We start from the raw sequence: 18,899 nt of genomic DNA, 5'->3' as shown, positions 1-18,899 counted from the left end.
TAGCATGAGCAAAAAATACAAAATGGCCGTTGGTAATGTGATCCGGGTTCCGGTTGAGGGGGCCTGCAACAACGAAGATGGTCAAAAGACTAAATTCAAGTTCAGCCTGCGTTGCACGCGCCTGAGCGCGACAGATCTGGCCGCCGCCCTCGCCTCGCGCGATGACCTTGCCAAGGATTTCCTGATCAGCGTCACTACCGACTGGAAAGATCAGCGCCTGGTGCTGGAAGAAGACGGCTCCCCGGCAGAGTTTTGCACGGAAGCGTTCGAGGCGCTGCTCGACATCGCCGGCATGCCGCTGGTTTGCCTGAACGCCTATGTGAAGGAAGTCGGGGCGACCGCAAAAAACTGACCGAGGTCGCGCGCGCTTGGGCGCTCGGCCAGATCGAGAGCGAGGCGGAGCAGCAGCAGGATGAATCCGAGGTCGACTCTGCTGCTGCAGCTATTGGCCTGGCGCCCGCCTGGCCCGCTACGACGACGGAACCCCTCTACCTGTGGCCCGAGAATGTACGCAGCTGGCAGCTATTCATCGCCGTCAACACTCAGTGGAATGTAGGGCCGACGGGTGCGGTGGGCCTGAACTACCTGGGCGTCGAGGTCGTGATGCGGCGCGGCTGGCGCATCAAGCGGCGCGACGAGCAGCGTCTTTTCAATGATATTCAAATAATGGAGCGCGCCACCTTACGGGCGTGGCAGGAAAAAGACAATGGCTGAATCACGGGTAATCATCACGGCAGACGCGGAGCAGGCGCGGCGCGAGATCGAGCGCTTCCGCGACTCGGCCTCTGGCTCCATGGGTCAGGTCGGCGCATTGAGCGGCAAGCTGGGCGACACACTCAAGTCGCTCGGCTTTGCCGCGCTTGCAGCTGGTGCCATCAAACTCTCCGACGCCTACGATCAGATGACTGCCCGTCTGAAAATGGCCACCGCTACCACGACGCAATTGATGGTGGCGCAACGCGAGTTAATGGCTATTTCGGTACGCCAACGCAGTGGCTTGGATGCCACTGTGGATCTGTACGCCAAGACGTCAGCGGCAACCGCCGACATGGGCGTGTCGCAAAAAAGCCTACTCAAATTTACCGAGGGCGTGTCCGCTGCCCTACGCATTAACGGCACCACCGCTGAAGCCGCCGCCGGTGCCTTGAATCAACTCGGCCAGGCCATGGGGGGCAGCACCATCCAGGCCGAAGAATACAACTCCATCCTGGACGGCGCGCGCCCCTTGCTGCAGGCCGTGGCCAACAACATCGGCGCCGCCGGCGGCTCGGTAGCCAAGCTGACCGCACTGGTCAAGGCTGGCAAGGTCGGGACGGCCGAGTTTTTCGAGGCGGCCGTCAAGGGTTCCGACGAACTGATCGCTGCCGGTGACAAGATCCCGTTGACGTTTTCGCAAGCGCTGGGCGTGGCCAAGGACCGCTTGATGATGTTTGTTGGCGGTGTGAACCAATCGACCGGCGCCGTCAGCGGAATGTCCCAGGGCGTCGTTGCGGCTTCTGAAGCCATCGTTTTCTTGTCTGCTCACCTTGATGTCGTTGTTGGGGTCGTGGGAACACTGGTTGCTGCCCGGCTCGGGAGTTGGGCATTAACGGCCGCCACTAATTTGTACGGGATAGTGGTGGCGAGCCGCGCTGCCGCCGCAGCAACATTGGTTACCGCTCAAGCAGAGGTGACTGCTACAGCGACCGCATCCTCACTGGCAGCGGCCAAAGTAATCCAGGCCCGCGCCACCCTCGCCGGTATGGCTGCCGATGCGGATAAGACAATCGCGATCCTGATTTTGAATGCTGCTGAACAAAAGGCGGCAGCGGCAGCTAGCGCGCATACTCTTGCGCAGATGGCACAGACGGCTGCGCTGCGAGCGACCTCTGTTGCTGCCGGCGTGGCTCGCTCCGCACTGGCCCTGGTTGGTGGGCCAATCGGGGCCATTGTTACCGTGCTGGGTCTAGCCGCCACGGCATGGTACGCATTCGGTAAATCCGCCTCCGATTCATCCCAAGAAGCGGCCGGCGCTGCCGAGCTGACGTCAGACGAAATCGTGGCCAATCTCGAAAAACAAACCGCCAAACTTCGTGAGCGCATTGCTCTGGCAAAGCTTGGTCAGGTAGAGATTGCCAAAATGGAATCTCCGGAAGCGCAGGGCATTGCCAAAATGGGGGCCCGTATTGCAAACATGCGCGCCAACTATTCTTCTCTCACTGGTGTACAGCAGATCGCATTAATTGAATTGACCGAGCAGTTCAACAAGGCCTCGGCGGCGATGACGCGCACAGTTAGCGCGACCACGGACATGGCGGGAGTTAAGACCCTTCAGACCACTGGCGAATGGATGAAGAAGTACGCCACCAATGCTGAAAAGCTCAAGGAGAAACTCGATGAAGTCCGAAAATCATATGCCGATGGCGTTATTCCTGCCGAGCTGGAAAAGCGAATTCGGGAGTCGTTTGCCGACAAGGACGCCGCCGGAGCGCTTAAGAAAGAGGCCGATGCCTACACCAACCTGAGCGTGGCGATCGGCACCAAGATCAAAGAAACGACCCTCGAAATGAGCGGTCTTAGTAATTTAAACGAGGCGCAAAAACTACAGATCGCACTAGATGAGCAAATCGCCGCCGGCAAACTCACGCTCGCGCCGAAGCACAAAGCAGCCTACGAGCAGCAGATCAAGGATTTGGCCGTCAACCTGGAGGTGATCGAATCGAGAAAGCGTGCGCAGGCCGGTGCCGAAGCGATGGGCAAGGTCGAGGATGCCTACCAGGAGCAAGTCAAGCGGCGCCTGGCTACCACTGTAGACGAGGCGGAGAAAAATGAAGAACTGGTGCGTACGTTTGGCATGACCAAGGCCGCCATTTCGCAATTGGAGTTGTCGCGACTTGAGGAGCAACTCGCGCAGCGTGCATCAACAGGTCTGACGATGGACGAGATAGACGCCCTCGAAAAACTGATCGCGGCAAAAAAGCGCAGTGCAGTGTCGACTATTACCCTCGAAGGACTGGAGGCTGATAAGGCTGCCACAGCCGCAAAACTCGCGGAAAGTAAGAAGATGTGGGAATCGATCGACCAGACGGCCCAAGACACCCTTGTATCGATTGGCAACTCAAGTATTTCCGCTATTGACCGAGTGTGGGGTTCGCTGAAAAAACGGCTTGTTTGCGTGGCTCTACCAGGCTACGCTCAAGAAGTGGATTATCAACATCGGCGCGTCGGTTTCGGGCGGCGGCGCTGCTGGCCTGGCATCAGCCGGTGACCTTGGTCTGACTGGTGGCGCGGCAGGCGGAGGCGTGGGTGGAATTGCCAGCTTGGCACAAAGCGCCAAAACCGCCTACACCATCGCCACGCAGGGTTTTGCCGGAATTACCGCTGGCTTGGGCAGCGGCGTGGTCAGCTTGGGCACGCTGTTTGGTTCGACCGCTGTCGAAGCCTTCGGTGCCGGCCTGGGCAGCACGGGGCTGGTGGGCGCGGCGGATGCTGCTGGCCTGTATGCCGCATCGGGCGGCGTGGGTAGCGCGGGCGCAGTTACGGCCGGTGCCTATGCTGGTGCAGCGGTTACGGCCGCTGCCGGCATCGCTGCTGGAGTGCTGGGTGGTCGATTGATCTCTGGCCAGTATGGAAGCAATACAACGGTGAATGTCGGTACAGGCATCGGCGCCGTTGCTGGGGCATTCATGGGTGGCCCTATCGGCGCGGCCATCGGCGGCGCCCTAGGCGGCGTGATCGGCGGCATCGGCAATCGCATCTTCGGCATGGCCGACAAGAAGTATGGTGAAACAGGCATTACCGGGACGCTGTCCGGTACCGGCTTCAGTGGCACGGAATATGCCAAATGGACGCAAAAGGGAGGCTGGCTGCGCAGCGACAAGTCGGACACGGACCGTAAAGCCGTCGACACCACGACGTCTAATGCATTTGTGGAAACTTACGCCGCCATTCGCAATGTCTCCGCCACCTTGGCCAATACGCTGGGCATCGATACGTCCAACCTGGCCACGCGCGCCCAGGCGCTCAACATCAATCTGACTGGCCTCACGACGGAAGCGGACAGGCTGGGCGCCGTTACCAAGTTCTTCGAAGGCGTCGGCAACACCATCGCCGTGGAGCTGGTGCCGAACTTGGCGCAATTCCAAGTGCAAGGCGAATCGCTGAGCACTACCTTGCAACGGGTTTCGCAGGACTACGCCAGCATCGACGCCGCTCTGCAACTGTTGGGCAGCAATTCGCAACAGGCCTTCGGCACCGTGGGCACCGCGAGCGTCGCCGCGCGCGAAGCCTTGATCAAAATGGCCGGCGGCCTGGATGCGCTTACTGGCGGCACGCAGTTCTTCGCTGAGAACTTCTTGACGGTCGAGCAGCAGATGGCCCCGGTCATCGAGAACGTCAACAAGTCGCTTGCGGCGCTTGGAAAGACCAGCGTCACGACCACGAAACAATACGCGGACGCGGTGCTGGACCTCACGAAATCCGGCGCTCTCGCCACCGAGTCCGGCCAGCAACTGTATCTGCAATTGCTGGCATTGGCCCCCGCTTTCAAATCCGTCACCGACTACAACGAAAAGCTCAATAAGTCGCTGGAAGAAGTGGCGGAGAAGACAGCGGCAGCGGCGAAGGCGGCGGCGGACGGGGCTATCGCGGCGGCAAAGGCGGCCGAGGAAGCGGCTGCAGCGGTTGCCGCCGGCCTGTTGTCGGCAGTCGATGCCGCTGGCGCCATAGTGCAGACCGTGGTCAATCGGGAAAAACGGCGCTGGCCAAGGCGAATGAGATCGCGGCAAAGGCGATGCAGATCCGGATCGACAACGAAACGGCGGCGCTGGCGAAGCACAAGTCGCTACGCGATGCGCTCAAGTCGAGCCTCGACCAAATGAACGTGTCGGGCACGATGGAGGATATGGGCCGTGCCAGCGCTCAGGCGCAGATCGCGGCAGTCCTGGCCAGCGTCAAGGCTGGCGGCGCGCTGCCTGATGCCGACACGCTAAAAGATGCGCTGTCGAGCGTGACGAAAGACGCCAGCGACAAGTTCGCCACCTACGATGACTACCTGGTCGATTTCTACAGGACGCAGAACGACATCGCGGCATTGGGTAAATTGACTGATTCCTCGCTGTCGCTCGAGCAGGAAACGCTGGACCTGCTGCAGGCGCAGAAAGATGCCAGCCAAGTGGCCTATGAGGCGGAAGTGGCGCGCCTGGACGGCATCCTCGAAACGGCGCGCTCGCAGATCGATGTGCTTAAAGGCATCGATACCACCTCGCTGTCGATCCTGCAGGCGATAGCAGGCCTGGCCAGTGCGATGGCGGCAGCTCAGGCCAATTCGAGTGTGGGCGCGCTGTCGGGCATCAACAATGCCTACCAGACTGCGCTGGGCCGTGCGCCTGAAAAAGCTGGCATGGACTACTGGGGCGGCCTGGCCAACAGCGGCACGTCGATAGGCGATATCGTTTCCGGGATCAAGAATTCGCCAGAGGCGCAGGCGCAGGCACTCTACAAATCGGTGATGGGGCGCGCAGGCGACGCGGCCGGCATCGATTACTGGACCAATGTACTGGCCGGCGGCTCGTCAATCGACCAGGTGCGCGCCGCGATGATGGGCAGCGCCGAGTACAAGAAATTGCACTCGTTTGATGTAGGCACTAATTACTTGCCATCCGACATGCTAGCCCAGGTACACGAGGGCGAGCGCATCATTCCTGCGGCTGACAACCGCGAGTTGATGGCGCGCCTGAGCAGCCCGACGTCGAACAACGACGCGCTGCTCGCCGAGTTGCGCGCGCAGCGCATTGAGAGCGAGAAGATGCGCATTGAGAACGAGAAGCTGCGCTTGATGCTAGAAAGTCACCTGTACGCCATCGCCAAAAACACGCTCAACACCGCCGACTCGCTCGAAGGCGCCGCGAATGGCGACATGCCGCTGACCACCAAGAAAGAAAAGGAGACTGCATGATTATTCTGGACCCGATTGCCGTGTCCGACCCTGGTGTATTTGTCAGCTCGAACGTGCCGGAGAACGACTATCCGGCGCATAGCCTGACGAAAGTGTATGCGGCTGGCGAGCGCGTGATGAATGCGGCCGCGCACCTGATTTACGAATCGAAAACGGGCGTGAGCAGCGTCGTCACCCTGTCCATCGCCTCGCCCGGCGTCATTAATTGGACGGCGCACGGACAGGCGGCGGGCACGCCGGTATCGTTCGCCCCGACAGGCGCCTTACCAACAGGCCTGGTGGCTGGCGCTACTTATTACGTGCTCAGCCCGACCCCCAATGCGTTTAACGTCAGTGCAACGGTGGGCGGCGCAGCCATCGCGCTGACGGGCAGCCAGTCCGGCGTGCACACCGCCAGCGCGGGCCCGAACGTCAACAAACCACTGAGCGACGTGACGTACTGGCTGTCGAAAGGTGCGACAAATCGCTGGAAAATGGTCGATGCCTACAACAACACGCAGACCGAGCGCGCCGAATCTATCGTGCTCACACTCAAACCGCAGGCCATCGCGCAGGGCATCTACCTGGGCAATCTGGACGCGGCAGAGGTGGTCATTACGTCTACCGATCCGGCGGCCGGCGTGGTCTACCAGCAGGCATTCAGCCTGATCGTGTCGAGTTCCGGCAGCAGCATGTATCGCTGGCTGTTTAACCGGCGGCGCCGCAGGACGAGTTTTCTGGCGCTCGATCTGCCCTTGTACTACAACACGGCGGTGACGATTGCCATCAATAACCCCGGCGGCATTGCCAAATGCGGCATGTGTTGCATTGGGCCTATCGAAGAGATCGGCGGCACGGAATATAGCCTCGGCCGGGATTTCAAGGATTGGTCGACGACGAAATTCAATTTCGACGGTACCAGCGAGACCACGGAGCGGGGCTATTCCAAGCGCATGTCGCTCGATCTGATCATCGATAACGACCAGATCGAGTATGCGCAGGAGCGTATGGAGGGGCTGCGTCAGAAAACCATTGTCTATATCGGCGCCGCCATATATGGCGGTTTTACGGTCGTTTGCGGAAAATTTTCGTCGCTCAAGACCGTTATCCCGAGCGTCACACATTCAAAAATGGCTATGCAAATTGAAGGAACAGTGTAAATGATCACAAAATTGATGGAAGGCCTGCCGAATCAGTCGATGGCGCAGGTGCCATTTGACGAGGCGGTAGCCAAATACATGGCCGAGTTGCCTGCATGGGGTGGTGAGGCGAATGCGCTGGCGGCCGACGTGAATGCAAAACAGATACAGACGACTGCGTCAGCCGCCAGTGCTACGGAATCGGTCAACGCTGCCACGGAGCAGGTTTCTGCTGCGCAGGCGGCACGCGATGCTGCTGTTGCGGCGCGTAACGCCGCCCAAGGCTTTGCTACTGATGCCCAGCAAGCCGCGTCCGGGACAGTGCTGATCGGCACTAGCACGACGTCCTTGGTCATTGGCACGGGCAACAAAACGCTGACAACCCAGTCCGGCAAGCAGTACGCCGCCAACATTTTCATCACCGCAGTGAGCGCATCTGACCCGACCCGCTTCATGACCGGCACGGTGGCCTCGTATGTGGGCACGACACTGACGATTGCCGTGACTGCGGTCGGCGGCAATGGCGATACAAAATCAGACTGGAACATCAGCGTGACCGGCGCCCCGGGCGCAGCAGGCAGCGCAGCACTCACAGGAAATGCTACGGGCGCCATTAACCTGCTCAAGGGCACGGCCCCAGCAGCCAGCGCCACACCGGATATCTGGGCGGCCGGCGGAAACCGGGTGCCTATCAGCTTTGGCACTACGATCACTGGTTTCCCGGCGGCGCCCCAGGCAGGTGCCCAGCGCACGCTGGTGGCCACCGTGGCGTTTTCGGTCACGAGTAGTGCGAATCTGGTGATTGCCGCCGGCAGCACGACATTGGCTGTGGGTGATGAGCTCGATGTCACTGCCGAGACCCCCACGTTATTCAAGGTATGGGTGCGGCGTGCCAGTGTCGCCTCCGGGGTTCTTACGGGAGACACGCTTACCACGGTCCGAAGCCTGCTGACCCCTGACTGGCTGCTGTGTGATGGATCGGCGTACCTCAAAACTAGCTACCCAGCTCTGTACGCAGTGATCGGAAACCTGCTCGCCTTGCAGGACGCCCCAGCTATTGTTAGTCTTTCGGCACAGCCTTCCGGCATTGCTGTGTCTGGGGATGGTAATTGGGTAATTATTGGCCTGACTACTGGCGCCCCTTCAGTGCGTCAGCGAACTGGAACTACTTGGACTACTTCACCATACCCTAATACTATGAACTCAGAGGGGGGCATAACCATTAACCCAGATGGCACATTGTTTTGTGTATCCACAGTAAATAATAACGAAATATCTTTTGCCACTCGTAGTGGTACTACGCTAACACTGGTGAACCCAACAGGTTACACATTTGTATCGGGTGACGCGTATCCAAAGTTTAGTCCAGATGGTGCCAAGTTTTTCTTGCGAAAAGCAGCTACCCCGTACTTTAATGCGTACTCCGTTAGCGGCACAGTTTTCACTAAACTGCCAAACCCGACTGTTGCAGCAGGAAGTAGTGCGGTGGTTGATGGCTGCTTCAGTGCAGATAATAAGTATCTTGCTATCGCCCATACGGATGCCCCGTATTTAGAGGTGTATAAAATTGAAGGCACGACACTGACAAAACTTGCTGCATTAGATGTCAGTAATGTTTCCGCTACTGCGAAATGCACTTCCGTTAGCCTCGACGCTGCGGGTAACACTTTAGTAGCATCCCTGACTAAGTATCCTTTTGCGCTCATCTATTCACGGGCAGGTGATGTGTTCTCTCGTATGCCGGAGTTGACCCCTAGTTTGGTAGGCTTGCCTTCGGAGCTGACCAGTTGCAGTGTTACCCAAGACGGGAATCACATTATTGCAACAGCTGCGGTGGAGGAGCCAACTTATGGTACTAAGTACATGAATTTCTTTAAAAAAGTTGGGAACGTCTTCACACGCACAACAACAAATATCGTTATGCCCGTAGGCGCAGTTCGCAAGCATGCTATGTCAACAAACGGAAAGCTCTTGCTGATTTCTGGGACATTTATTGGATGGGCAAAGGCATACGAGCAGTCCTATGACCCAACGATCCAGTTTGGACTTCCCACCATTAACATTGGTGCACCTACTTTCATAAAGACGTAAGGGCCAGTATGACTACGCTATACCTGATGGACGAGCAAGGAATATTTACCGCGTCGAGAGGCTTTGACCCAATGGGGCCGGTGCCGCGCAACTCAACCCTGGCCGCACCGCCCGCGCTCGCCGGGACACAGGTGGCTCGCTGGACCGGAGCCACCTGGGATGTGCTGGCCGAGCGCCCACCCGTCCCGCCAGCACCGGTTATTGTGCCGCAGAAAGTCACGCGCCGCCAAGGACGGCAGGCGCTGCTGCTTGCGGGCAAGCTCGACCAAGTGCCGCTGGCCATTGACGCCATCGAGGACGAGACAGAGCGGCGCCTGGCGCAGATCGAATGGGAAGACGCCCAGGATTTCGAACGCCACCGCCCCCTAGTGGTCGAGATGGGCGCCGCCCTGGGCCTGGATCTCGATGCGCTGTTCATCCAAGCGGCCACATTGTGAAGCGCCTCAGCCTCCTGGCCGTCTGGCTGGCCTGCATTGGCGCGGCCGTGCTCACGCTGCTGCGCATGCTCTGGTCGATTCTGTCGAATCCGGCCAAAGCGCTGCGCATCGCCGTCGCGCTGGACCGGGCGGGCAATGCCGCGGCCAATGGTGTCGAAACCGAAACGCTCAGCAGCCGCGCCAACCGGGCGCGCAGCGAGGGGCGCCGCTGGGGCTGCATCTTGTGCCGCTGGCTCGATTGGCTGGACCCGCATCACTGCCGCGATTCGGCTGGCACGTAGCTGTTGTCGATAAGCCTCCCCATACAACCCGCTTCGGCGGGTTTTTTCATTTCCAGCGCCTGCGTACATGCCCCCGGAAAAATACCGTCTCACTTTTCCCTAGAAATGAGACAGCCAAGCTCGTACTGTCAGCATCAGCCGTTACCCCGAAGCAATCTATCCACATACCCACCGCCAGAAAGGCTACGTATGACTGAACCCGCAACAATTACCGCCGCCGGCGGCGCGCTCGCCCTTGGCACCGTGACCTTGACAGGCTCAATTCTTGGGCTGGAATACGACGTGCTGCTTGTCGGCCTGGCTGGCGGCCTGGTCGCGCTGTCGATGGTCGACCAGACCAGCCGCCTGAAAATGGTCATTTCCGTCATGACCAGCGCCCTGGTGGCCGGCTATGTCGGCCCCATCGCGCATGCTGGCGCACTGGAGTACTTCCCTTGGACGGCAAAATCGGCCGACGCCGTGCGCTGGTTCTGCGCCTTCGCCGCTGGCGTATCGGCGCAGACCATCGTGCCGCTTGGCCTGGGCTGGCTCAAAAAACGCGGAGGCAGCCAATGACTTTCATCCTGAATCTGCTGGCCGGGGCCATCCTGCTGGGGCATGCCCTGTGCGTGTTGAACCGAATGACCCGCCGCAGCAACCACCTGTATCGCATGTTTTACGTGCTGCTAGGCGTGGGTGCCGTTGCCGTGCTGACCGGGCCGCTTTACGGCTACACGGAGCCGCCGCCTGGCGAGGTGCTGCTGAATGTGGGTATGGCAGGTGTCGTCGTGACGAGCTGGCTTGCTAAAAATAGGAGGACCGCGCCATGAATTTGACCAAGAATTTCACCTTGCAGGAACTGATCGCGTCCGACTGGGCCACGTGCCATGGCGTCGACAACACGCCACCGGCTGCCGTGCTGACCGAACTGCAGCGCACGGCCGAACTGCTGCAGCGAATCCGCAACTACCTGACTGCCTGCACTGGCATCGACACGCCCTTGACGAACATCAGCGGCTATCGCTCGATCCCCGTGAATCGCGGCATCGGCAGCAGCGATGGCAGCGATCACGTGCGCGGTTGTGCTGCTGATTTCAAGGCCTTGCGCATGACGCCGTACCAGGTATGCCAGGCCCTGCTGCCGAAATTGGACGAGTTGGGCATCGGCCAGATTATCAATGAACTGACCTGGGTGCATGTCAGCACGCGCATGGTGGCCAAGCCGATCAACCGTATCATCACCATCGATCATCAAGGCACGCGCGCTGGCATTCTGCAGGTGCGGCCGTGAGCGCGCTGGGCAGCAAGCTATGGCGCAGCCAGCTGGGCGGGCTGATGTTTCATTGCCCCGGTTGCGGCTATGATCACGTCGTCCACGAAGCCGGACAAGGCTGGTCCGGCCCCACTTGGTCGTTCAATGGTAACGGCGATAATCCAACGTTTTCGCCCTCCGTGCTGGTCACGACAGGTCGCGCGGTCGATTCGTCATTTGTGAAAGAAGCAGGTGATCCGCCGGAGGTGTGCCATTCATTCGTCATCGATGGTCGGATCCAGTTTCTCGGAGATTGCGACCATGAGCTGGCCAACCAGACTGTTGAAATGCCAGATTGGCGGGCATCTTGAGCGCCATCAGCGTGCTGGCGGGCGCTGCCGTCAGCGGGATCTGGAAGGCGGCGGCCGTCGTGCTCGCCGCAGCGCTGCTGCTGGTGGCCAGCTCCACCGGCACCGGCTGGTGGCTGGCCGCAGGCGACCGTGACGCCGCGCGTGCTGCGTTGGTGCTAGAGCAAGGCGTTAGCGCGCAGCTGCACAGCTCGATCACCGAGCAAAACCACGCCATCGATGGCATGGCCAAGGCAACCCTGGCGGCGCAGGAGCGCGGCGCAGCGGCGCAGGCGTCCGCCGCTGTCAAGGGCAAGAAGTACGACTCGGCCCTGGCGCAGATCGCTAGCGCGCGCGCTACGACCTGCGACGAGGCGATGCCTGCCATCAGGTTGCTGCTGGAGGGCATGCGATGAAATGGCCGCTTGTATTGCTGCTGGCCGGATGCGCCAGCGCGCCACCGGCGCCGGCGCCGCAGCTGGTCGAAGTCCCCGTCTTTGCGCCATGTGTAAAGTCGGTACCGCAGCGACCAGCCTATGAATTCGACCAGCTGGAACCGTCAGCAACGGATGGCGAGATCGTCCTGGCGCTGGCGCGAGACTGGCCGCGCGGTCGCAAGTATGAAGTTGAGCTCGAGGCGGCTATTGTGGGGTGTCGGTAGGATGTATCTAGAAAACTGGATAGACGGTGATCGGCTGAACTTTTAGCTTTTCAAGACGGGGGGCTGCATCCGCGTTTTTGTTCTTATGTCCTTGTGAGTGGAATATAGCCAACGGCCGTAAGGCCATTTCCATCTACGTCGCCAGCAGGAATCGCGATGGCCGCTCCTTGAGCCGCTCCTTTTGTAGCGGCAATTGCTGCTGCAGTACCGTATTGGTGCGATGCGACATTTTTGCGAGTTTTTATGTCGAAGAGAGTAAAAGAAAACACTTTAACCGTATTGCCTGATGGGTCAATAATTTCCATAACTACTCCGAAGAAGTGGATAGAAATATATACTGATCGATCCTACTGGAAAGCGCAACCAATCTTGCATGATCCGCAATAAATTGGTGGGGCGGCTAATCTATTACAGCCGTCGGCCGATCTCCAAGCGCCGCCAACGCCTCCCGCTTCTCATCCGCATAGGCGTGCATCATCCAATACGCTGACGCACCGCCTATTGGTATCACCTTTGTCGCCGTCGGCACGGTGGCGCAAAAGTCCGCCGATACCTGCATCAGTAGTATCCGTTTCTTCAGTAAGTCAGCACTCCGATAGGCAGCTTCGACCTTGTCCGGCAAGCTGTGCGCCAGCACATGCTCGCAAAGCTCGCGCGGGAAGAAGTTTGCGACCGATTCCAAGCACCAGTCGCGGAACGTTGGCTGGAAACCTTGCACGGTGATATTAGACCGGCTCCGGTGGCGCCGAAGGAGGCGCCGCTGCCAATCCCGCCAGCGGGCTACTTCCTGACGCGGTGGCGCGAAATAATCAAACCTTGATCCTGCAGACGGAAGAGGTGGCTGCGACAGGGCGGGCGTGTCAGGCGTATGTAAGGGACAGTTAGATTGTGGCGGTAAAGTGCGGAGCCTTATCGGTCAGACCACCTCATCGGGTTGGATTGAATCAGACTTCATGATACTTTCATGGTGTAATAGATACTATTCTCTTGTTTTATTTCGCAAAATAAGATAGATTCCAAGTCTTGAAATGTTGTTAACGAAATAGAAAATTAAGGTTTGTTATGGATCTAAACAGTCGTCCCCGCATTGCAAAAAAAGACATTACTGATCTTTTGACTGTGGAAGGATATCGTCCAACGATTTCAAAAGATGGACATATTGAGGTGAAGTCTGAAGGTGGTTTCTTTGTAATTTTCCATGATGATAATGACGAGCGTTACATCCAAATGGCATATCCGTCAATATGGATTGAAAGGGATAAGAGTAAAACAAATATAATTAACGAGGCTTGTAATTTTGCAAATGCCGACTCGAAATTGGCGAAATGCTATTTCCACAAGGGGAATGTTAATTGCACTGTCGATGGGATATTTGAATCATCTGAAAATTTCGTCGGGAATCTTGCAAGATATTTATCTGCTCTTCGCTATTGTTCTAATAGTTTTGTCTCTGAAATGCGCAAAGGTTTCTAACATGCCTTCCCCATCGTCATTAGATACGAAGGATGATTATGTTTCATCTACAAAAATTGCTAGCGGAGTCAGTGGGATAATCGTGAGTCTGGTAGCGATTTGGGTTCCTGATGGATCAGATAAAAGTACGATTCTGGTTTTCGCGCCCTTACTAGGGGTTTTAGTGGTAAGTTTTCTTGATTTTGGAGTGTCGAAATTTAGAGAAAATTCAGATAATAAAAAACGAGAAAAAAATGAAGCATTATTTCATCAGAAAACAAAAGATATTATAGATGATGAAAATGCTGCTCCAGAATTTAAGGCGCAAGTGCAGGCGTTAGTGAATAACCATCATTTAAAAGCAATCCAGAATTTGGCAGATAATATAAATAAATCTGTGATAATTGATAATGCAAGGGATGGTGTGGGAAGCAATAACAGAAGTAATATAGGTGAATGATTTGAACTTTTTATTCGTTGAATTTTAGGTCTAATTGAATGTGTGCCGACTATACCCCTAGCCGTAAAGAGCAGATCGAAAACCATTTCGGAGTTCGATCGCCTCAATTTGACCTACCTCCAGAGGCATGGCCTGGCTACATGGCGCCAATCCTACGCGGCTCGCATGATGACCCTGGCGAGTTGGAAATCGCCCCCGCCATGTTCGGCATGGTGCCCCACTGGGCCGATCACAAGCTGGCCCGCCAAACCTACAACGCCCGCACCGAGACGGTGGCCAGTAAGCCATCCTTCCGCAGCGCCTGGAAGCGCAAGCAATTCTGCATCATCCCGGCAGCCAACTTCTTCGAACCCAACTACGAAACCGGCAAACCTGTGCGCTGGCGCATCGAGCGCGCGGATGGTGGACCGGTGGCCATCGCGGGAATATGGGAATATCGGCCGGCTGATCAGCTGCTGTCTTTCTCGATGCTGACGATCAACGCCGATGGGCACCCGCTGATGCAGCGCTTCCACAAGCCCGACGATGAAAAACGCATGGTGATGATCCTGGACCCGGACCAGTACAAAGGCTGGCTGGACGGTTCGCTGGTGACAGAGGAGGACGTTTATCGGCAGTATCCTGCTGAACTACTGATCGCTCAACCTGATCCCCTCCCCCCTCGTACAAGAGCGAAACCTGACGCAAAGGCCGATTCAGCGCCAACGGACTCCCTTTTCTAGAAACAATTTTATACTTCCTGTTTCTTGCTTCGGTCGATATACTGTATAAAAACACAGTATATTGGCCAGCCATGAACGCAAGATTATCATTAAATCAACCCAACCAGCCCGGTGTATCGCAGGCTCCTTTGCCGCTGGCGCAGTGCCCAATCCCCAGTGCCAGGCCTGAAATTTCCCATCGCATATCCGCTGGGTTCCCGTCGCCGGCCGCTGACTATACCGAGGACGGCTTAGACCTGAACGCGTTTTTGGTACAGCACAAGGCGGCCTCGTTCTTTTTCACTGTCGAGGGCGACTCGATGCGCGATGCCGGCATACTGGATGGCGACAAGGTGGTGGTCGACCGCTCCGTCGCGCCCCTGCACAGTCACATTGTCATTGCGGTCATCGATTCCGAATACACCCTCAAGCGCCTGTATTGCCAGCACGGTAAATTCGAGCTACGTCCAGAGAACCCTGCATACAAGGCGATCTGCATTGCTGAAGGTAGCGAACTGCAGATATGGGGCGTGGTGACCGGCGTCGTACGCAAGCTGCGAGTGTGACATGAGTGACCCAACCAAGCAGGTTTTTGCGCTTGTCGACGTCAACAATATGTACGTCAGCTGCGAGCGCGCTTTCAATCCCCGCTTGCGCGACCGCCCGGTCGTGGTTCTGTCCAATAACGATGGCTGTGCCGTGGCCAGGTCAAACGAGGTGAAGGCCCTGGGCGTGCCGATGGGTGCGCCATGGTTCCAGATGCGCGACCTGGCGCGCCAGCACGGAATAGTTGGTTTGTCGTCAAACTATACCTTGTACGCGGACATGAGCAATCGCATCATGACCATCCTTCGAACCTACAGCCCTAATGTCGAGGTCTACTCGATCGATGAATCATTTCTCAGCCTGAACGGAATGGGCGGCCTATGGGCCTCGCCGACAGCCATGGGGCAGGATATCCGCGCCAAGGTGGCGCAGTGGACCAGCCTGCCCGTGTGTGTGGGCATAGGGCAGTCGAAGACCTTGGCCAAGCTAGCTAACCACGTGGCGAAGAAATTCCCTCTATTCGACAGCGTTGCTGACTTCACAACCATGTCTGAAGCCCGGACCGCCTGGCTGATGCGACGCATCGATGTCGGCGAGGTGTGGGGCGTCGGCCGCCGCATCAGCGCCAAGCTGCGCACCATGGGCATCAACACCGTACAGGACTTGAAAGACGCGCCGCCCAGCACCATGCGTGCGCACTTCGGCGTCGTGCTCGAGCGCACATGCAAAGAGCTGCGCGGGATATCATGCCTGGAGCTGGAAGAGGTGGCGCCTCCACGCAAGGAAATTGTGTCGTCTCGCTCCTTCGGCACCATGGTAATGACGGCGGCCGAGCTGGGCGAATCGATATCGACATACGCGGCGCGCGCCGGCGAGAAGTTACGCAGCCAGCATTCCCTATGCGGCGCCATCCATGTTTTCGTACAAACGAACCGGTTCCGCGAGAAGGACGAGCAATACTCTAACGGCATCACCATCCCCCTGGTCGAGCCAAGCGCCGATAATCGCGTCCTGGCCGGCGCCGCGCTGCATGGCCTGGCCATGATTTTTCGCGACGGCTTCAAATACAAGAAGGCCGGGATCATGCTGATGGATCTGCAGCCGGATACCCGGCGCCAGGGGGTCTTGTTTGATGCTGGCCAGGACCGCGCCCGATCAGTGCGCGCGATGGCCGCCCTTGATGCGCTAAACGAGCGGTTCGGACGCGATACCGTGCACCTTGGCTCTGCAGGCTTGGTCAGGCGCTGGGCAATGTTGTCGGAAAACCGCACGCCGCGGTATACCACGAACTGGATGGAACTGCCCAAGGTGAGGGCGCAGTAAAACCTGGCATGCTTATTGGCCTCGACGTGAATTTCTATGCCTCTGCCTCTGCCTCGCGGATTGGAGTTACGCTTAGCATGTATAGTGCAGCTTTTAGTGACGCCGATTTTTCATTCCAGTTTTGGGAATCGTACTCCCCTCTCCCCAAAAAATCCCCACGAAGCTCTACAACCCGCATTTTTACTGGCTTTAGACTTCCGGCTCCGGGCACCAGCGCACATGGATTCTACAGAGATAGTACTCGCTATTTTTCTCGTTTCCGCCAGTTCCTCAAAACTGGCTTTGTTCCACAAAAAATCTCCGACGCACTTGTAGATCCTACTCTCCACTCATGCTGGATCGTCAGTTTCTTGGGTCAAACCATCAATTTTTTAAGCCGCACCTGAACTTCCGCAAGGGCAATCCCGACATTGCGCGCTACCATCCATTGCCCCAACAATGCGAGGTCATCAATCATGCGCCAGCTGCTTTCGCTTACCTTGCAGTGTTCTGCGGCAGGCTACGCAGCAGGCAACCATGGCGACAAAAAAACGCCAGATATTATCGGGATGAACCGCTTCGCCCTCGCTACTCTTTACGGCACGCCCGCCAGCTACCAGCAGCAAGGCGAGTGCCTGCAATTCAACTATGGCAGCGCGGTGGTCGGCTACCGGGTCATCGTGCTGGTCGACCAGCAGCAGCGCGTGGCAGGCTGGGCCTCGTCAGGCTCAATGGGCGCGAACCGGGCTCGTTAATTTTATTACCTCGTGCTCAGGTCAAACCTTGCGCCGCCGTCGTCATGTCAGCGCAAGACTTAATTTGTGCGGTGGAACCCGCCTACTACGGCAACCGGCCAGAAGCAGACCTATTGCGCTTTCGCATATACTGCACTGAACGATGTGCCCCGGGGAGAGGATGATGACTGAGCATAATGCACGACGACTTGCCTTCCATGGAGCGTCATTGATCGTATTTTTGATTTTGTTATGCGTGATGTTGAACTTCACTTTTCCGGAAGAGGACATCTATAAAAATGGCTTTTGGGTCTGCTTAGGCCTGCTTTTTCTTTACCTGCGAGCCGTGCCGAAAAAAATTTGGGTGCCCGATTGATTGGTTCGTTTCAACCGCTCCTGCGCTCCCGGCGACGACAGCATACGGCCAGAGGCGGATGATTACACTCGCTTGTAAGGAACAGCATGATTCACCGTGAACGGCTCACCGCAACGATCAACGGCGACTTTGTCGTTTTCCTCATCGGCATGCGTGTCAATCAGCCATGGAAGGTGCACAAGTGGTGGCCAGTTGCCGCCGCGATGCCACGCATGATCAGCGAGCTGCGGCGCCAGCCCGAATTGGGCTTGTTGCATGCGGAGATGTGGTTTTCAAGGACGCTCATCATGGTTCAGTACTGGCGCTCGATGGACCAATTGATGGCCTATGCCACTAGCAAGCAGGCGGCTCATCTACCGGCGTGGAAGGCGTTCAATCAGTCCGTCGGCACCGATGGAACAGTTGGCATCTGGCACGAAACCTTCGCCGTAGCTGCCGGGGCCTACGAGAGCGTCTATGTCAACATGCCTGCCTTTGGGCTAGGCCGTGCCGGCAGCCTGGAAGCGGCAACTGGGCAGAAGCATTCAGCTGCGGACCGGCTCGGGCGTAGCGAAAAAGCCTGAGTAGCGCAGCAAGAAGCATCCGCTATTACCGTGAATGTCGATACCCGTATGTTTTTTTCTTGGGCTCCAGGCCGCTTCCTGCGGGAAGCTCTTGCCCCAACGATCCGACTCATCAATGTTGATGACAATACGGCTATCGCGTGCTTTTTTCCAGATCTGACACTGTGCCCAGCTACCGTTTTATCTGCTTACCAAGGAGTCAAGCATGCAAACGTTGATGGTGGTCTCTCGACTTTTCCCAGACTTGCTCAATGGAAACAAGAGGTCAACGATCCGCTTCAGCGAATTGCACATAGAACCTGGCTATCTGCGTTATGAGTGCGAAGGAAAACCTAGCCAAACGACTGTCGTATGGGTCACCCGCTGCACGTACATGCCTTTAAACAAGGCCGCCGCGTTCTGCAGCATGGAGGCCATGTGGCCGCCCATGGTAATGCTCGAGGCGATGCGGGAACACTACCCTCTTATTCAATTATCCGACACGGTTCAAGTCGTTGAGCATTACACACCTGAGCAGACGAAGAACCTTAGCCAACGGTGTGTATCGGGGGTTTCCCACACCTCCAGCGATTTCATGGAACGCGCCGTGCACCTATGCTGCACAGGCTCGACATATCCCTGAAGTACCTGACTATTTGCCAGTAAGCCGGGCGCGATCACGCCG

At 57.4% G+C, this 18,899-nt stretch carries 24 protein-coding genes; 23 read left to right on the top strand and 1 reads right to left on the bottom strand.

What is annotated here, in order from left to right:
- Window positions 1-4: 4 nt before the first annotated feature.
- The 15 genes from C8C89_RS26995 to C8C89_RS14515 all read left to right on the top strand — a co-directional run bounded on the left by C8C89_RS26995 (window position 5) and on the right by C8C89_RS14515 (window position 12,101).
- Entirely contained in the window at window positions 5-352 is a 348-nt protein-coding gene (locus C8C89_RS26995; protein ID WP_166674744.1) for a hypothetical protein, read from the top strand.
- Window positions 304-714, top strand: coding sequence for a DUF1799 domain-containing protein (locus tag C8C89_RS14580; RefSeq protein WP_166674743.1), 411 nt, complete (start codon window positions 304-306; stop codon window positions 712-714). The genes C8C89_RS26995 and C8C89_RS14580 overlap by 49 nt, the downstream gene beginning before the upstream one ends.
- A complete protein-coding gene (locus C8C89_RS14575) occupies window positions 707-3,247 on the top strand; it encodes a tape measure protein (RefSeq protein ID WP_133990578.1) in 2,541 nt (846 codons plus the stop codon). Before C8C89_RS14580 ends, C8C89_RS14575 begins: the two co-directional genes overlap by 8 nt.
- The gene (locus tag C8C89_RS14570) at window positions 3,147-4,859 is read left to right on the top strand and encodes a hypothetical protein (protein ID WP_133990576.1); all 1,713 of its coding nucleotides are present in this window, start codon (window positions 3,147-3,149) and stop codon (window positions 4,857-4,859) included. Before C8C89_RS14575 ends, C8C89_RS14570 begins: the two co-directional genes overlap by 101 nt.
- Entirely contained in the window at window positions 4,772-5,935 is a 1,164-nt protein-coding gene (locus C8C89_RS14565; RefSeq protein ID WP_133990574.1) for a DUF4214 domain-containing protein, read from the top strand. Before C8C89_RS14570 ends, C8C89_RS14565 begins: the two co-directional genes overlap by 88 nt.
- Entirely contained in the window at window positions 5,932-7,074 is a 1,143-nt protein-coding gene (locus C8C89_RS14560; RefSeq protein WP_133990572.1) for a hypothetical protein, read from the top strand. Before C8C89_RS14565 ends, C8C89_RS14560 begins: the two co-directional genes overlap by 4 nt.
- Window positions 7,075-9,144 carry a phage tail protein gene (locus C8C89_RS14555; protein ID WP_133990570.1) on the top strand — a complete coding sequence of 690 codons (2,070 nt, stop codon included), beginning with the start codon at window positions 7,075-7,077 and terminating at the stop codon, window positions 9,142-9,144. It begins immediately after the preceding gene.
- 8 nt (window positions 9,145-9,152) lie between these two features.
- Entirely contained in the window at window positions 9,153-9,581 is a 429-nt protein-coding gene (locus C8C89_RS14550; protein ID WP_133990568.1) for a hypothetical protein, read from the top strand.
- Window positions 9,578-9,862 (top strand): hypothetical protein, encoded by a 285-nt coding sequence (locus C8C89_RS14545; protein WP_243858023.1) that lies wholly within the window; start codon window positions 9,578-9,580, stop codon window positions 9,860-9,862. Before C8C89_RS14550 ends, C8C89_RS14545 begins: the two co-directional genes overlap by 4 nt.
- Window positions 9,863-10,051: 189 nt before the next feature.
- Complete coding sequence (locus C8C89_RS14540) at window positions 10,052-10,417, top strand: restriction endonuclease (RefSeq protein ID WP_133990566.1); 366 nt, start codon at window positions 10,052-10,054, stop codon at window positions 10,415-10,417.
- Complete coding sequence (locus C8C89_RS14535; protein ID WP_133990564.1) at window positions 10,414-10,671, top strand: hypothetical protein; 258 nt, start codon at window positions 10,414-10,416, stop codon at window positions 10,669-10,671. Before C8C89_RS14540 ends, C8C89_RS14535 begins: the two co-directional genes overlap by 4 nt.
- Window positions 10,668-11,132, top strand: a complete 465-nt coding sequence (locus tag C8C89_RS14530; protein WP_133990562.1) for a D-Ala-D-Ala carboxypeptidase family metallohydrolase — start codon at window positions 10,668-10,670, stop codon at window positions 11,130-11,132. Before C8C89_RS14535 ends, C8C89_RS14530 begins: the two co-directional genes overlap by 4 nt.
- A complete protein-coding gene (locus C8C89_RS14525; protein ID WP_243858022.1) occupies window positions 11,129-11,464 on the top strand; it encodes a DUF6527 family protein in 336 nt (111 codons plus the stop codon). The genes C8C89_RS14530 and C8C89_RS14525 overlap by 4 nt, the downstream gene beginning before the upstream one ends.
- Window positions 11,461-11,856: a hypothetical protein gene (locus tag C8C89_RS14520; protein WP_133990560.1), complete on the top strand. Its 396-nt coding sequence runs from the start codon at window positions 11,461-11,463 to the stop codon at window positions 11,854-11,856. The genes C8C89_RS14525 and C8C89_RS14520 overlap by 4 nt, the downstream gene beginning before the upstream one ends.
- Complete coding sequence (locus C8C89_RS14515; protein ID WP_133990558.1) at window positions 11,853-12,101, top strand: hypothetical protein; 249 nt, start codon at window positions 11,853-11,855, stop codon at window positions 12,099-12,101. Before C8C89_RS14520 ends, C8C89_RS14515 begins: the two co-directional genes overlap by 4 nt.
- Window positions 12,102-12,184: 83 nt before the next feature.
- Here the strand turns inward: C8C89_RS14515 and C8C89_RS14510 are convergent, their stop codons facing one another.
- Window positions 12,185-12,406: a hypothetical protein gene (locus tag C8C89_RS14510; protein ID WP_133990556.1), complete on the bottom strand. Its 222-nt coding sequence runs from the start codon at window positions 12,404-12,406 to the stop codon at window positions 12,185-12,187.
- A gap of 757 nt (window positions 12,407-13,163) precedes the next feature.
- Between C8C89_RS14510 and C8C89_RS14500 the strand changes: the two genes are divergently transcribed.
- The 8 genes from C8C89_RS14500 to C8C89_RS14465 all read left to right on the top strand — a co-directional run bounded on the left by C8C89_RS14500 (window position 13,164) and on the right by C8C89_RS14465 (window position 18,857).
- Window positions 13,164-13,574, top strand: coding sequence for a hypothetical protein (locus C8C89_RS14500; protein ID WP_133990554.1), 411 nt, complete (start codon window positions 13,164-13,166; stop codon window positions 13,572-13,574).
- A gap of 1 nt (window position 13,575) precedes the next feature.
- Entirely contained in the window at window positions 13,576-14,013 is a 438-nt protein-coding gene (locus tag C8C89_RS14495; protein WP_133990552.1) for a hypothetical protein, read from the top strand.
- A 38-nt stretch (window positions 14,014-14,051) separates the two neighbouring features.
- Window positions 14,052-14,735: an SOS response-associated peptidase family protein gene (locus tag C8C89_RS14490; RefSeq protein ID WP_133990550.1), complete on the top strand. Its 684-nt coding sequence runs from the start codon at window positions 14,052-14,054 to the stop codon at window positions 14,733-14,735.
- Window positions 14,736-14,806: 71 nt separating this feature from the next.
- A complete protein-coding gene (gene umuD, locus C8C89_RS14485) occupies window positions 14,807-15,280 on the top strand; it encodes a translesion error-prone DNA polymerase V autoproteolytic subunit (RefSeq protein ID WP_133990548.1) in 474 nt (157 codons plus the stop codon).
- A 1-nt stretch (window position 15,281) separates the two neighbouring features.
- Window positions 15,282-16,583: a Y-family DNA polymerase gene (locus C8C89_RS14480; RefSeq protein WP_133990546.1), complete on the top strand. Its 1,302-nt coding sequence runs from the start codon at window positions 15,282-15,284 to the stop codon at window positions 16,581-16,583.
- Between the two features lie 455 nt (window positions 16,584-17,038).
- Window positions 17,039-17,317: a hypothetical protein gene (locus C8C89_RS14475; RefSeq protein ID WP_133990544.1), complete on the top strand. Its 279-nt coding sequence runs from the start codon at window positions 17,039-17,041 to the stop codon at window positions 17,315-17,317.
- A gap of 441 nt (window positions 17,318-17,758) precedes the next feature.
- Window positions 17,759-18,235 (top strand): DUF4188 domain-containing protein, encoded by a 477-nt coding sequence (locus C8C89_RS14470; RefSeq protein ID WP_133990542.1) that lies wholly within the window; start codon window positions 17,759-17,761, stop codon window positions 18,233-18,235.
- Between the two features lie 205 nt (window positions 18,236-18,440).
- Window positions 18,441-18,857, top strand: a complete 417-nt coding sequence (locus C8C89_RS14465) for a hypothetical protein (RefSeq protein WP_208327702.1) — start codon at window positions 18,441-18,443, stop codon at window positions 18,855-18,857.
- Window positions 18,858-18,899: the final 42 nt, after the last annotated feature.

The organism is Janthinobacterium sp. 75 (assembly GCF_004365495.1).
In the GTDB taxonomy this organism is placed as follows: Bacteria; Pseudomonadota; Gammaproteobacteria; order Burkholderiales; family Burkholderiaceae_D; genus Janthinobacterium.
Note: the sequence above shows the minus strand (reverse complement) of the source record. Positions and strands in the feature narration are given on the sequence as shown.